At 75.5% G+C, this 14,294-nt stretch carries 12 protein-coding genes; 3 read left to right on the forward strand and 9 right to left on the reverse strand.

Annotated elements, in window-relative coordinates; translation table 11 throughout:
- Positions 1–6: 6 nt before the first annotated feature.
- Together ACFPP6_RS18775 and ACFPP6_RS18780 are read right to left on the reverse strand one after the other, a co-directional pair.
- On the reverse strand, positions 7–2,859 hold the full coding sequence (locus tag ACFPP6_RS18775) for a helix-turn-helix transcriptional regulator (protein WP_382043405.1): 2,853 nt from the start codon (positions 2,857–2,859) through the stop codon (positions 7–9).
- A 68-nt stretch (positions 2,860–2,927) separates the two neighbouring features.
- Positions 2,928–3,602: a TetR/AcrR family transcriptional regulator gene (locus ACFPP6_RS18780; RefSeq protein WP_382043408.1), complete on the reverse strand. Its 675-nt coding sequence runs from the start codon at positions 3,600–3,602 to the stop codon at positions 2,928–2,930.
- A 70-nt stretch (positions 3,603–3,672) separates the two neighbouring features.
- On the opposite strand from ACFPP6_RS18780, the gene ACFPP6_RS18785 reads away from it, so the two are divergent.
- Both ACFPP6_RS18785 and ACFPP6_RS18790 read left to right on the forward strand, forming a co-directional pair.
- The gene (locus tag ACFPP6_RS18785) at positions 3,673–5,148 is read left to right on the forward strand and encodes an MFS transporter (RefSeq protein ID WP_382043410.1); all 1,476 of its coding nucleotides are present in this window, start codon (positions 3,673–3,675) and stop codon (positions 5,146–5,148) included.
- Between the two features lie 118 nt (positions 5,149–5,266).
- Positions 5,267–5,869, forward strand: coding sequence for an NAD(P)H-dependent oxidoreductase (locus ACFPP6_RS18790; RefSeq protein ID WP_382043412.1), 603 nt, complete (start codon positions 5,267–5,269; stop codon positions 5,867–5,869).
- Between the two features lie 103 nt (positions 5,870–5,972).
- Here ACFPP6_RS18790 and ACFPP6_RS18795 read toward each other — a convergent pair whose 3' ends face one another.
- The 7 genes from ACFPP6_RS18795 to ACFPP6_RS18825 form a co-directional block, all read right to left on the reverse strand.
- Positions 5,973–6,713, reverse strand: coding sequence for a class I SAM-dependent methyltransferase (locus ACFPP6_RS18795; RefSeq protein WP_382043416.1), 741 nt, complete (start codon positions 6,711–6,713; stop codon positions 5,973–5,975).
- Positions 6,710–7,960, reverse strand: coding sequence for a flavodoxin family protein (locus ACFPP6_RS18800; RefSeq protein ID WP_382043419.1), 1,251 nt, complete (start codon positions 7,958–7,960; stop codon positions 6,710–6,712). The genes ACFPP6_RS18795 and ACFPP6_RS18800 overlap by 4 nt, the downstream gene beginning before the upstream one ends.
- Entirely contained in the window at positions 7,957–9,087 is a 1,131-nt protein-coding gene (gene ribD / locus ACFPP6_RS18805; RefSeq protein WP_382043422.1) for a bifunctional diaminohydroxyphosphoribosylaminopyrimidine deaminase/5-amino-6-(5-phosphoribosylamino)uracil reductase RibD, read from the reverse strand. The genes ACFPP6_RS18800 and ribD overlap by 4 nt, the downstream gene beginning before the upstream one ends.
- Positions 9,084–10,076, reverse strand: coding sequence for a formylglycine-generating enzyme family protein (locus ACFPP6_RS18810; protein ID WP_382043424.1), 993 nt, complete (start codon positions 10,074–10,076; stop codon positions 9,084–9,086). The genes ribD and ACFPP6_RS18810 overlap by 4 nt, the downstream gene beginning before the upstream one ends.
- Positions 10,073–10,828, reverse strand: coding sequence for an SAM-dependent methyltransferase (locus ACFPP6_RS18815; protein ID WP_382043427.1), 756 nt, complete (start codon positions 10,826–10,828; stop codon positions 10,073–10,075). Before ACFPP6_RS18815 ends, ACFPP6_RS18810 begins: the two co-directional genes overlap by 4 nt.
- Positions 10,829–10,958: 130 nt before the next feature.
- Positions 10,959–12,671, reverse strand: a complete 1,713-nt coding sequence (locus ACFPP6_RS18820; protein WP_382043430.1) for a WD40 repeat domain-containing protein — start codon at positions 12,669–12,671, stop codon at positions 10,959–10,961.
- Positions 12,668–13,207, reverse strand: a complete 540-nt coding sequence (locus ACFPP6_RS18825; protein ID WP_106679329.1) for a GTP cyclohydrolase II — start codon at positions 13,205–13,207, stop codon at positions 12,668–12,670. The genes ACFPP6_RS18820 and ACFPP6_RS18825 overlap by 4 nt, the downstream gene beginning before the upstream one ends.
- A 610-nt stretch (positions 13,208–13,817) precedes the next feature.
- Here ACFPP6_RS18825 and ACFPP6_RS18830 point away from each other — a divergent pair.
- Positions 13,818–14,210 (forward strand): DUF6233 domain-containing protein, encoded by a 393-nt coding sequence (locus ACFPP6_RS18830; RefSeq protein WP_382043433.1) that lies wholly within the window; start codon positions 13,818–13,820, stop codon positions 14,208–14,210.
- The last annotated feature ends 84 nt before the right edge of the window (positions 14,211–14,294 follow it).

Raw genomic sequence — 14,294 nt, forward strand, 5'->3', positions numbered from 1 at the left:
CCGCCGTCACGCGCAGGACTCCGCCGCCTCGTGCTGCGGGTGCGGGCCGGAGGGCGACGGCGGCCGCTGATCGCCCGTCACCAGCCGCAGGGCACGGCGGTCGGAGATCGACAGCTTCCGGTAGACCCGGCTCAGGTGCATCTCCACCGTGCGCCGGGTCACGTACAGCCGCCCGGCTATCTCCTTGTTGGTGAGCCCCTCCGCCGCGAGCAGCGCGGTCCGGCGCTCGGCGGGGGTGAGCGAGGCCGGGCCGATCTCGGTGTCGCGGCGCGGGCGCGCCCCCGCCTCGACCATGTCCTGGCGCAGCTCCTGCACCAGGACGCGCGCCGCGCACTTCTCGGCCAGCGCGGCCGCGGCCCGCAGGTGCTCGCGGGCCTGGCGCGCCTTGCGGGTGCGCATCAGCTCGCGGCCCAGGTCGCGCAGCGCCCGCGCCTCGTCCAGCGCGGCACCCGCCTCCCGCAGCAGCTGGACGGACTCGGTGAGCAGCGCCGCCCGCTCCTCGCCGGGAGCCAGCAGCCCCGCCGCGCGCAGGGCGACACCCACCGCGTGGGGCGCGCCGAAGGCCCGCGCGAGGGCCAGCTCCTCGCCGGCGAGCTGCCGGGCCGCCTCCTCGTTGCCCAGCCGGGCGTGCGCCAGGGCCGCCTCGGAACGCCAGGGCCACAGGGACGGGTTGGTCCAGCCCCGGTGCAGCAGCAGCCGCCCGCACTCCTCCAGGTCCGCCAGCCCGGGACCGACCCGTCCCAGCGCGACCTGCAGCCGCCCGCGGTGGAAGAGCAGGCCCGGCAGCGTGACCGCGGGCACCGCGCCCTCCAGGCCGGGCTCCAGCAGGACCCGCTGCGCCTGGTCCAGGTCCCCGGACTCGTACAGGGCGCTGCCCAGCCAGCCGCGGGCCATGGCGGAGCCCAGCCACTCGTGCTCGGCGGGCTCCGGGCCTCGCTCCAGCACCTCGTGCGCCGCGTCCAGGCACTCCGTCAGCCGGCCCGCGCGGTAGGTGCATTCGGCGAGCACGGTCCGGGCGAGCGCCGCCACGGTGCGCGAACCCTCCGCGGTCGCCGCGCTCAGCAGGGCCGCGCAGTTCTCCAGGGCCTCCTCCTCGGCACCCGAACGGGCCATGACGAGGACGAGGCCCAGCCGCATCAGGGCGTGGTCGTTGACGGTGGCGGCCGGCTCGCCGAGCGCCAGGCGGGCCTGCTGGAGCGCCTCGGCCCGCTGCGTGCCGCTCCACAGGGCGCTCACGGCGGCCAGCGCGGCCTCGGCCCGGCGCACCCACGGGCTCCGGGCGACTTCGCTGAGCTGCGCGGGGGAGGACGTCGAGGGCGGCGGCTGGTGCATCCCGCGGCCTTCGAGGAGTTCGAGCAGGCCGCGTACGGCGCGGAAGCCCGCCCGCAGCTCCTTGGGGGCGCCCGAGCGGTCGAGTTCGCCCGCCTCCTGTTCCACGATCCGCAGCGCTTCGGGCACGTCGCCGGTCATGGCGGCGGCCTGGGCCAGGTCGAGCAGGGCCATGGCGCGGTGCCCGGTGTCGCCCTGGATCAGGTCGACGGTGCGGCGCAGCCGGGCGACCGCGGGCTCGGGGCCGTCGGCCAGCTCGATGTGGCCGAGCCGGCGCAACAGCCCCGGCTCCTCCTCCGGCCCGCACTCGGCGAGGCCGCGCTCCAGGCAGACCCGGGCCTCGGCGAGGGCGCCGCCCGCGAGGGCGGCGTCGGCCGCGTCCACGAGCAGCCGCAGCGCCCAGCGCTCGCCCACGGGGGCGCCGGGCAGCAGGTGCGCGGTGATGCGCTCGCGGGGGGCGCTGCCCGCGTAGAGGGCCTTGGCCGCCTCGGCGTGCAGGCGCGCCCGCTCGCTGGGCGGCATCCGGGCCCGGAAGGAGGCCATGACCACGGGCTGGGCGAAGCCGATGCCGTCGTGGCCCTCCGTCAGGATGCCCCGGCGCACCAGCCGGTAGAGGGCGTCGGCCGCCTCGCCGGCGCCGATGCCGACGAGCCGGGAGACGAGCGGGCCGCTCGCGCCGGGCGCGACGATCGAGACGGCGTCGAGGACGGCGCCGACCTCGGGGGAGCAGCCGCCGAGCCGGGTCAGCAGGGTCTCGGCGACCTCCACCGGCGCCAGCCGGGCCACGTCGCCGGCGGAGAGGTCCCCGGGCCCGAGGCCGGTGCGGCGCAGCTCGCGCAGCAGGGCCTGGAGCAGCAGCGGGTTGCCTCCGGTGGCCGTGCGGCAGGCGCGCGTGAGGCCGTCGTCCGCGGGCTCGCCGAGGAAGGAGGTCAGCAGATAGCCGACGCTGTCGGCGTTGAGGCCCTGCAGCACCACGCGGCGGTGGAAGAAGGAGGCGACGCCGGCCGCGGACTCGGCGCCCTGCCGGCCCGCGGCCTCGCCGGTCAGGTCGGGGCGGTCCGTGCCGAGGGTGGCCAGCAGGGCGACGGGCAGGCCCTCCAGGCGGGCCGTCAGATAGCCGAGCCAGTGCAGCGACGGGGCGTCCGTCCACTGCAGGTCGTCGATGGCGACCAGCAGGGGGGCGGCGGCCGTGGCGGCCGTGATCATCCGGTGCACCGCGGCGGCCTCCTCGGCCCCGTCCGCGCCGTCAGCCGCCCGCGGGCCCCCGGGTTCTCCGGCGGCGCCGGGCAGGCCGGTCAGCTGGTCGCGGATCTGGTGCAGGACGCCGTGGGCGCGGTCGCGCTCGCCGGGCCTGGCGCGCGCGGAGACCGTTCCGAAGCCCTTGCTGCGGGCGGTCCTCAGCGCGGCGCGCACCAGGTGCGACTTGCCGGCGCCGATGCCGCCCTCCAGCAGCAGGCTGGCCCCCATGCCCGCCTCCGCGGCGGACAAGGCCCCGTCCAGGGCCGTCATTTCGCTGTCGCGGCTGAGCAACAGTCTCTCCCTCCCCTCGTACCTGCCGGGCCGTCACGGCGCCCGGCCTCCGCTGCCCCCCGCGCGCGTCAGAAGCCGTCGAAGACCCCGTGGCTGTGGCGTCCGCGCCAGGCTTCGGTGGCGACGCCCTTGAGCACGACCTCGACCACGTCCTCCGCGAGCGTCGCGGTCACCGGCAGGTGCCCGAAGAGCACCCGGTAGTACGTGGTGGAGGCCAGCATGTCGAGCAGCAGGTCGATGTCGGCGTCGGGGCGGAGGTCCCCGCGCCGGATGCCGCGGCGCAGCGCCTCGGCCGTCGAGGCCCGGCGCGTGTGGAAGAAGCGCTCCAGGAACAGGCTCTCCAGCTCGGGGTGGTCGGCGAGGTCGGCCACGAGGGCGGGCAGCACGCGCCGCCCCAGCGTGGTGCCGAAGGCCTGGCTGAGCGTGCCGATGCCGGCGATCAGGTCGCAGTGGGTGCAGCCGGTGTCGGGGGTGGGGGTGGCGCCCACCGTGGTGACCAGCGCGTCCACGACCAGGTGCTGGCGGGACTGCCAGCGCCGGCGCAGGGCCGGCTTGCTCGTCCCCGCACGGGCGGCCACCGCTTCGAGCGTCAGGTTCCCGTAGCCCGACTCGTTGAGGATCTCCATCACCGCGGCGGGCACGGCCGCGTCGATGCGGCCGTCCCGTGGCCTTCCTGTGCGCTGCTGACCGCCGTCGCGCGTCTCCCGCGCTTCGGCCACCGCGCCGTTCGGGGTGTTCACCATGCGGCCAGTATAGGTAAGCTGCAATTGATTCCGTCCCGGAACGTAACGAAACGTTGTGCTGGAGGTCGTCGTGTCGCAGGAGGTGAACCAGGTGGCGGAGGGAGCAGGCGGCCCGCTCGCGCCGCCCGGTGCGGACGGCTCCCCGCCACAGGCGACGGCGGGGGAGGTTCCGGCGGAGAGCGTTTTCTCCGGGGCCCGCCGCGCACTGACCCTCGGCGTCGTCCTGTCCGTGAGCATGGTCGCCTTCGAATCCCTGGGCGTGGCCACGGTCCTGCCCGTCATCGCGGGCGACCTGCACGGACTCGGCGCCTACGGCTGGGGCCTGTCGGCCCTGATGCTCGCCAACATCGTCGGCACGGTGACCGCCGGACGCGCGGCCGACCGGAGCGGGCCCGCGCGCTCCATGGCCGCCGGGATGCTGGTCTTCGCCGTCGGCTGCGCGGTGGCGGGCGCGGCGGTCTCCTGGCCGCTGTTCCTGCTCGGCCGCGCGCTCCAGGGCCTCGGCGTCGGGGCTGTCATGAGCATGGCCTACACCGTGATCGGGCTTGCCTACCCCGGACACCTCAGGGCGCGCATGTTCGCCCTCCTCTCCTCGGCCTGGACCGTCCCCTCGCTCATCGGCCCCGTCATCGCCGGCACCCTCTCCGACCTCACCAACTGGCGCGGCGTGTTCCTGCTCATGCTGCCGCTGACCGCCGTCGCCGCCGCCCTCACCCTCCCGGGCCTGCGCCGCCTCGACCGCCCCTCCGCCACCTCCGCCGGCGCCCCCGCCGGACCCTGGTGGCAAAGCCCCCTCGCCGCGAGCGTCCTCCTCACCGCGGGCACCGCACTCTTCCTCCAGGCGCTGCTCCTGGAGAACCTCGCCCTGCTGATCCCGCTCGCCCTCGCCGGCGCGGCCGTCGCCGTGCCCGCCCTGCGCCGGGTCACCCCCGCCGGAACCCTCCGTCTGCGGGCGGGAGCCGGCGCCGGCATCGGCATCCGCTTCCTGCTGTGCGGCGTCTACTTCGGCAGCGAGGCCTTCCTCCCGCTCGGCCTGCAGGAACTGCGCGGCGTGAACGCCTCCCTGGCCGGCCTCGGCCTGTCCGCCGGCGCCATCACCTGGGTCGCCGGCTCCGCCTGGCAGGCCCGCCGCGACGGCCGGGCGCAGGGCCGCACCGGCAGCGTCACCCTCGGCTTCTCCGTCCTCCTCGCCGGCCTCGCCGTCATGGCCGCCGCCGTCCTCGCCGAGGCCGTGCCCCCGCTCCTCGCCGTCGCCGGATGGGCCGTGGGCGGCTTCGGCATGGGCGTCGCCTTCAACGCCGCCACGACCGACACCCTCGAACAGGCCCCGGCCGCCCAGCAGGGCGTCGTCAGCGGCTCCCTGCAGCTCGCCCAGACCCTCGCCACGGGCCTGGTCTCCGGCATCGGCGGCGCTGCGGTCGCCACGGCCCACCAGCACGGCGCGACCACCCGGGCCGGGCTCGTGTTCACCTTCGCGCTCACCGCGGCGCTCGCCCTGGCGGGCGTGCCGCTCTCCAGACGCCTGCGCCCCGCCCCGGCCGGCTGACCGGCCGGGCCCCGAAACCTCACCCCGCACCTCCGGGGCCCTTCCCCCGGGGCCCCCGTCCCCAAGGCCTGCGCACCCCAAGGCCCCCTACGTCATACGTCAAGGAAGGAGTCCGACCGTGGAGAACGTACTGCTGCTGGGGCTGAGCGCCCCGGCCGACGACGACCCCTACGGCGACCCGCTGCTGCGCGCGCTCTCGGCCCCCGGTGCCTCCGGCACCCGGCTCGTCGTCAGCACGGCGCCGTCCGTGCTGGCCCGGGCGGGCAGCGAGATCATCGCCCCCTCGCACCCCGTCGCCGACGCCCTGCGCCAGATGGCCTCGCTCGCCGACGGCATCGTCATCACGACCCCCGAGACGGCCGCCGCGCCGCCCACCTCCCTGCGCACGCTCCTCAACTGGCTGACGTGGCCCACCGAAGGCTCTCCGCTCATCGGCAAGCCCGTCGCGGTCATCACCACCTCCACCGCCCCCGCGGCCGAACCCGAGCCGTACTGCGAGGTCGAGCGGATGCTCTTCTCCGCCGGCGCCACCATCATCGGCCCGCGCACCGTCGTCCCCCGCGTCGACCGTGCCCTGCGCGAGGAGCCCGACGGGCAGGTCGCCTTCGGCGACCCCGGCGCGGCCGTCCGGCTGCTGTTCCACGTCCACCGCACCGCCGCGGCCGCCCGGGAGACCTCCGGCCTGCCGCCCGCGGACGACTTCCGGCCCTGGCTGCTCTGACCGCGCACGAAGGACGGCCCCGGCGGCGGACGATCGCCGCCGGGGCCGTCAGGGGCCGTCGGAGCAGTGGGCAGCCGGTGACGGCGCGCCGCAGGCCCGGCCGTCAGCCGGCCGTGCAGCGCAGCATCGCCAGCGGCGGGTTGGCGAGGAAGTCCTCCCAGAACTCGGCACCGTACGCGCTGATGCCGTCCTCGGGCACCTCCAGCGGCACCCACGTGACGTCCCGGAAGCCCGCCGCCCACAGCGCGCCCTCGCACACCTCGCGCCGCGGGTAGTTGGTCACGAACTCGACGGGGGAGTCCAGCAGCGCCGTGATCCGCACCCGCGGTCCGACCTCGCCCTCGCCCACCGGCTCGTAGCGGAAGCCGTACTTCTCCGTGGGCGGCCCGTCGAAGCGGAACTCCGGCGCCTGGGTGAGGACGAAGAACTCCCCGCCCGGCCGCAGGCTGCGGTGCACGCCCCGGCACATCCACTCCATCGTGGCCGCGTCGTCGGCGTAGTTGAGGAGGTAGACGGCGGTCGCCACGTCGAAGCGCCGGTCGAACAGGGGCAGGTCGGCGCCGTCGCCCACCAGGTAGCGCACCCCCAGGGGGTTGCGCTTCTCGATGGACCAGGCGGCGGCCACCATCGTGTCGGAGACGTCGACGCCGAGGACCTCCGCGGCCCCGAGCCGCATCGCCTGCCGGCTGTAGAAGCCCGTCCCGCACGCCAGGTCCAGGACCGACTTGCCGCTCAGGTCCCCGAGCATCCGCAGGAAGCTGTCCGACTCCGGGTAGCGGGCCATGGGCAGCGACTTGAAGCCCTCGTAGGCCTCGCCGATGTCGTCGTACTGCTGCACCGTCATGTGAGTTCCTTCTCCAGGGGGGTATCGAGGAGACCGGCCTCAGGGGCGGGCCGGCCGCGCAGCCGGTCGCCGGCCAGGGCCGCGCGCCTGCCCTGGTGCCGGGCGGCCGCCAGCGCCTGGACGGTCGGCAGGACCCCCGCCGACCGGGCGTGCGACGTGCCGTACGGATTGCCGCCGGCCTCGAACACCACGGGATCGGTGTAGCCCGGCGGCACCACGACCGCACCGCAGTGGTGCAGCACGTGGTGGAGGGAGAGGAGAGCCGACTCGCTGCCCGCGTGCGGCCGGGCGGTGGAGACGAACCCGCTGGCGGGCTTGCCCGCGAGCGGCCCCGGCCCGGCCGGGGGCTCCAGCGACTGCAGGAAGCCCAGCAGCGGCGCGGCGACGGCGCCCGCCCGCACCGGGGTGCCGAAGACCACCGAGTCCGCCCACGCCACGTCGGCCGTGTCGACGGCGGCCGCCGCCGGGGCGCCGCCCGCGCGGCCGGGCAGCCCCGACTCCCGCCGCACGCCCGGCCCCGCCAGCCGGCGCAGCCGCACCTCGGCACCGAGCTCCCGGGCGCCGGCCGCGCACTCCTGCGCCAGCAGCCGGACCGTCTCGTCCTCGGCGCAGTGGACGACCGTCACCCGGCTGGGGGCCGCGGCGTCCGGGGCGGGACGGCCGCCGGACCGCGCCCGGGCGGCCACGCCGGCCAGACGGCGGCCCAGCTCCCAGGCCGCGGCCCGGTCGTGCTCCGCGACGCCGCCGTCGCGCAGGGCGGTGACCGCCAGCCCGTACGGATTGCCGCCCACGCCGTAACAGGCAGGGTCGGCCGGGTCGGCGGGATCGCCGGGGCGGGCCGGCCCGGCGCCGACGGTCCAGGCCCCCCAGTGGTGCGCCGACTGATACAGCGTCAGCAAGGTGGCCTCGCGGCCGCCGTGCAGGCAGGTCGAGGCCGTCATCCCCGTCACCACCCGGTCGTTCAGCAGCCCGTCCCACCACAGCTTCGTCGTGCCGTCCAGGAACCGCTTGAACGGCGCGGAGACGTTGCCGAAGTACGTGGGGGAGGCCAGCACCAGGCCGTCGGCCCACAGCACGTCCTCCGGCCCGGCCTCCTCCTCCGGCCACGCGGGGCCGGCCCCGTCGTCGGCGATGCGCAGCAGCCGCACCTGGGCGCCGTACGCCTGCGCCCCGGCGGCCGCGGCCTCGGCCAGGGACCGCATGGTGCCGCGCCGGCTGTGATAGACGACCGCGACCCGCGGGGTCACGACACCTCCTCCGGCTCCGGGCCGCCGGACAGGGGGCGGGCGCGCAGCACCATCCGGACGTCGTCGCCCAGCCGGGTCACCTCGTCCAGCCGCAGGCGCAGCGCCTCGCTCAGGGTGCCCGCGCCGAACCCGTCGAGCACCGTGCGCCCCTCACCGCCGATCAGCACCGGGGCGACGTACGCCACGACGCGGTCGAGCAGGCCCTGCGCCGCGAACTCCGCGGCCAGCCGGGCGCCGCCCTCCAGCAGCACGGAGCGCAGCCCCCGCTCGTACAGCGCCTTCACCAGCGCCGTGAGGTCCAGACGCCCGCCGGGCTCGGGGAGGGTCAGCACCGCGTGGCCGTGGGGGAGTACGGGCGGGGCCGCCGACTCGCCGACGACCACGAGGGTGGGCGCGGCGTCGTCCAGGACGCGGGCGTCCGGGCGGATGCCGCCGGTGCGGTCCAGCACCACGCGCAGCGGCGGCTTGCCCTCCACGCCGTGCCGCAGCCCGAGGTGCGGGTCGTCCGCCCGCAGCGTCCCCGAGCCGACGAGCACCGCGTCGTGCGTCGCCCGCAGCGTGTGCGCGTCGGCGCGGGCCTCGTGGCCGGTGATCCAGCGCGAGGTGCCGTCGGGCGCCGCCGAACGGCCGTCGAGGCTCCCGCCGAACTTCCAGGTCACGCACGGCCGGCCGAGCCGGGTGGCGGTCAGCCACAGCTCGTTGGCCCGCTCCGCCTCCTCGCGCAGGACGCCGCCGACGACCTCGGCCCCGGCGGCGCGCAGCCGCTCGGCGCCGCCCGCGTGGCCGGGGACGGGATCCGGCACCGCGTACACCACGCGGGTGACCCCGGCCGCGAGCAGCGCGTCCGCGCAGGGCCCCGTACGGCCCTGGTGCGCGCAGGGCTCCAGGGTGACCACGGCCGTCGCGTCCCGCGCCCGGTGCCCGGCCGCGGCCAGCGCCTCGACCTCGGCATGCATGTGGCCGGCGCCGCGGTGGTAGCCCTCCGCCACGGTGGCGCCGTCCGCGTCCAGCAGGACGCAGCCGACGACCGGGTTGGGGCTGGTGCGGCCCAGCGCGGTCACCGCGAGCGCGAGCGCCCGCCGCATCGCCGCCAGTTCGGCGGGCGTGGCGCCGTCCGGGGCCGTCACGGCGTCTCCGCGAGGCGGAAGCCCATGGCGTAGATCTCGCGCTTGTACCAGCCGTGCCGTCGCCGGACGCGGGCGAGGTCGCCGAAGCGGGTGAAGCTGCCGCCGCGGGCGATCCGGTAGGCGCCCTGGGTCACGGCGAGGTCGTCGGCGATCTCCTGCCCGCCGGGGTAGGCGGCGTAGTCGTCGGCCACGTACTCCTCGACGTTGCCCGCGAGGTCGTGCACGCCGAACGGCGAGCGGCCCGCGGGGAAGATGCCGATCGGCGTGGTCGCCAGGGGGCCCTCCTCGACGGTGTTGGCGGCCCCGGGCCGGAAGTCGTCGCCCCAGGGGAAGTCGCGGCCGTCCCCGCCGGAGGCGGCGTACTCCCACTCGGCCTCGGTCGGCAGCCGGAAGGCGCGCCCGGTGCGGGCCGCGAGCCAGGCCGCGTAGGCGTCGGCGGCCTCGGGGGTCACCGTCCACACGGGGTGGTTGGCGAGCTGCTCCGGGTAGACGCCGAAGCGCCAGGTCGTCGGCAGCTCGGTGCGGCCGGTGTCCTCCAGGAACAGGCGGTACTCGGCGTTGGTGACGGGGTACAGGGCGATGCGGAAGGCCGCGAGGTCCGCCTCGTGGACGGGGGACTCCTTGGCGATCCACTCCTCCTCGACCCCGGCGTGGCGCCAGCGGGCGGTGACCGTGCCGACCTCGCCGGGCTCCAGGCCGAGGCGGACCCGGGCGGCCGGCACGGCGGCCATCGGCGGGTCCTCGGGGCGGATCCGCGGATCGCCGACGAGGCCGAGGACGGTGCCGGCGGCTCGGCGGCGGGCGAACGGCTCGGCGGGGTCCTGCGCGATCGCGACGAGGACCTCCGGCTCCGCGGCGAGCAGGTCGCGGTGGCCGGCCAGGAGGTACTGCGGGCCGCGTGACACGAAGGCGTCGGGCAGGCCCATCGCGGCCCGGTCGGTCAGGGTGTTGGGGTTGGCGAGGACGACCGGCGGCGTGCTGCTGGTCATGACTGGTCTCCCGTGGACGGTCGGAGGGGGCTTCCGTTCGGGCGCGTGCGGTCCCCGGCGCGGCGGAACGTGCTCACCAGATAGGTGAGGCCCCGGACGGCGCGGGGCACCTGGCGCGTCGCCACGAGGACGAACCCGTGGCAGGCGGCCAGCGCGGTCAGCTCGGCCTCGGTGAACTCGCGGTAGAGGCGGCTGCCCTCGTTGGCGTAGAGGCCGCCCCTGCCGTCCGCCGCGTGGAAGACGGAGAGCGTGAGGAGGCCGCCGGGGCGCAGCAGTTCGTGGACGCGGCGCAGGTAGGTGCCGTACGTGCCGGGGTGCTGGTGGTGGAAGCATCCGTTGTCCAGCACCGCGTCGTACTGCGCGGTGCCGGGCAGGTCGAGGGCGGCGGTGGCAAGGAAGCGGGCGCGGCCGGGGTGGCGGCGGATGAGGGCCTCCCACTCGGGGGAGGCGACGAGGTCGATGCCGGTGACCCGGTGTCCGGCGGTGAGCAGGAGCCCGGCGTCGCGGCCGCGGCCGGCGCCGATGTCGAGCACGTGGGCGCAGGCGCCGGTGCCGGCCCGGGTGCGGAGGGCGTGCATGAGCAGGCGCGGCGCCTGACGCATGGCCTCCTCACCGGTCCAGACGTCGCGGCCGCCGGCGTAGTGGTCGCGGAAGTCGCTGTGCAGGACGGCGGCGTAGAGGGCCTCGTCGAGCGGTGCGGCTTCGGTGCGTTCGACCGTATACCGGTCGGCTATGGAGTGGCTTGCGCCCATCGGTGCACGGTCCTGTCGTGTTCTGGTGCTGGGTGGTGCTTGTGCTGAGGAGGGTCCGGACATGGGGCGGTCGCGGGGGAGGCGGGCGAGCAGTCCTCGCCTCCCCCGCGACCGGTGCGGGTTGCCCGTGCTAGACGCCGGGCGTGTAGTACACCTGGCCGTCGTAGGAGGACGCGGCGAAGGCCTTGCGCTCGGCGTCCCAGGTGAGGGACGAGATGCCCGCGGTGGTCGGGCGGACGACGGTGGTCCACTCGCCGGCGGTGCGGTCGTAGAGCGCGATGCGGCCGTTGTAGGCGCCGGCGGCGACCACGCGGCCGTCGCCGGATGCGGCGACGCACTTGATCGAGTGGGTGTGCGGGGTGTCGAGGACCTCGGCGCGCTGCTGCGGGTCCCAGATGCGCAGCTTCAGGTCGCGGCTGACGCTGGCGAACCAGCCGTCGCCCAGGCCCGCGCAGCCATTGGCGATCCGGTCGTGCGCGTCCTCGATCGTGGCGACCTTGGTGAGGTCGGAGATGCGGTACCAGGTCGCGGAGGCGTCGGCGGCCACGGAGAAGATGAAGTCGCCGGAGACCGCGACGCCCTTGACGGCGTTGGTGTGCAGCGGCAGGTCCTCGACGTGCTCGGCCTCGCCGGCGCCCGTCAGGCGCAGCAGCAGGCCCTCGCCGGTGTAGGCGCCGACGACCGCGTAGGAGGCGCCGTCGCGCTCGAAGGCCGCGCCGCAGTTGAGCGGCGAGCGGTGCTGGTGGAGCTCACGGCCGGTCAGGGCGTCGAAGACCTTGCCGAGCTGGCCGCCGGAGAGCACCAGGCCGCCGAGCGGGGTGAGGAAGTTGCACAGGCTGCCGGTGCGGGCCACGACCTCGCCCTCGTGGTGCACGACGCCGGTGTCGCCGCGGTGCACGATGCCCGCGTCGCCGATGGTCAGCGTGCCGGAGGCGGTGGGCAGCACGGCGTTGACGCCCTGGGTGGGCGGCACCTCGGCGGCGTCCCAGGCCTTGCCCTCGTAGTCGTAGCCGCGGTAGCCGGCGCCGAAGGTCGCGAAGACCAGCCGGGAGCCGCCGGCGAAGGCGCAGGAGCGGGGCCAGACGTCGTCGGGCAGGGCGGTGGTGTCGCGCCGCTCGGGGACGCCCGAGGCGACGTCCCACAGCTGCATGGTGCGGTCGTAGCTGAGGCTGACCAGCAGGTTGCGGGCGTCGTCCAGGACCAGGCGCTTGATGCCCGCCTCGTGGGCCGGCAGGACGGTGCGCTCGGTGGGGCCGACGACGATGATCTGGCCCTCGTCGTTGCCCGCGAAGATGGTGCCGCCGGAGGAGATGGCGATGGTGTCGGTCTCGATGCCGTCCATGTCGAGGTCGGCGATCAGCCCGCCGGTCTCCAGGGACCAGCGCTTGATGGTGCCGTCGTCGCTGGAGGAGATGAGCTCGTCGCTGTCGCGGGCCCACTCCACCGAGATGACGTCGGCGGTGTGGCCGGTGAAGCGGGCGACGAGCTTGCCCGTGAAGTCGTAGACGCGCACCCGGTGGTCGCGGGAGGCGGTGGCTATGAGCTCCTTGGACGGGTGGAAGACGGACATCTCCACGTCGTCCTCCTGGTCGGCCAGGACCGCGACCAGGCGCAGGTCCGGCACCGTCCACAGGCGGGCGGTGTAGTCGCTGGAGGAGGTCACCAGGTGGCGTCCGTCCGGCGAGAACGAGCACTGGTTGGCCAGGTGGTCGTGGAAGGAGCGGGCGATGGCCGTTCCGGTCCGCTGGTCCCAGCAGATGACCTGGTTGTCGTAGCCGGCGGTGGCGACGTAGGCGTCCTGCCAGGCCGCGATGCCGCTGATGGGTCCCCGGTGCTGGATCACGCTGTTCCTTCCACGAGTTCGATCGAGTGGCCGCCGTACTCGGCCTTGGCGCGCAGGTAGTGGTCGTTGTTCTCGTTACGGAAGATTCCGGTACGGACCTGTTCGACGACCTCGATCCCGTACGAGGCGAGCTGCGCGGCCTTGTCGGGGTTGTTGGTGTGCAGCCTGATCCGCGTCACCCCGAGGGCCTGCAGCATCTGGGCGGCCGAGCGGTAGTCCCGCAGGTCGTCCGAGAAGTTCAGCTCGCGGTTGGCGGCGAACGTGTCCAGGCCCTGGTCCTGCAGGCGGTAGGCGTCGAGCTTGTTGTACAGCCCGATGCCCCGGCCCTCCTGGCGAAGGTAGAGCAGGACGCCGCCGGAGGCGGCGAGCAGCTGCATCGACTCGGTCAGCTGAGGGCCGCAGTCGCACCGCGCGGAGCCGAAGACGTCGCCGGTCAGGCACTCGGAGTGCAGCCGGACCAGCGGGACGTCCGCGATCGGCCCGAACTGCACCGCGACGTGCTCGAGCCCGTCGCCGAGCCCGGTGAACGTCACCATCTGGCCGGGCGTCCAGGCCCCGTCGGCCCGCTGCACGGGGATCTCGACGCGGGCTCTGATGCCCACGGACCCCTCCGGCGGTTCCACCGACGCCCCGTGCAACGGGGTGTCCTCCCCATTGAGTGTTTTGGGCACTGCTTCCTCCCGTAGAACGAGCACGCCCCGAACCCCAGGGCGCAGTCACAGCATGGGTGCGGAGGGCAGCGCGGACAGCACGGTCCGTACCGGTACGGGTACCGAGATCATTTGACGGCGGTACCGAACCATCCGGTCTGTTCGTTTGGAAGCCCGAAGCTTTTGGCACGTCAGTTCTGCCGTGCGATCCGGACGCTTCGGGATCTTCAGCCGGACTCCTTCCACCCGGAAACAGCTCGTCCGGTTCTGTCTTTTGTCCCGATGGGGGCGCCTCCCGGAGCCTAGGGGAGGGTGCCGCCCGCCCGTCACGGTGGGTCACCGGCCGACCGGGCCACCCCCCGGCGTCACCCCTTCGGGCGAATCTGCCGGTCACCGGGAACCGCTGCCGGGCACCGCGGGGGTACTCCGCGCACCGGTACCGCGACCTGCGCAACCACCCCCCGCGGCGCCCCCCGCGCTGCTACCGTCGCGCGGCATGGAGCAGCTCTTCAGCGACGACGAACTCGCCCTCATCACGGCGGCCGCGCAGGAGTCGGGGATGGACCCGCGCGACTGGGTCCGCGCCGTGGTCCTGCAACTCCTCACCGACGACGAGTACTTGGAGGAGGACCCACCCGCCTCCGGCGGACACCGCGCGGGGGACGGCCGGCCGCCGTACCGGGCCGACATGGAGCACGCCGTGTGGCCGGTCACCACCCACCGAGGGTCCGGCAGGAACATGCACGAGCTGCATCACGCCGGATGCTGGGTACCGAAGGGGGGCGAGAGGACCATGTCCACCCCGCAGGCCCGCGAAGAGCTCCTCGCGCGCAACGCCCACCCCTGCGAGGCCTGTCAGCCGGAACGGTTCCTTACCCCGCTGGTCTAGCCGTCCGCCGCCAGGGCTGCCGATCCGCACGGCGGCTCGTGCCCGGCCCGGCCGGGCCGGGCACGAGCCGCCTGTGCGGTCCGT

The sequence above is a fragment of the Streptomyces aureoversilis genome (assembly GCF_042657885.1).
GTDB lineage: Bacteria > Actinomycetota > Actinomycetes > Streptomycetales > Streptomycetaceae > Streptomyces > Streptomyces aureoversilis.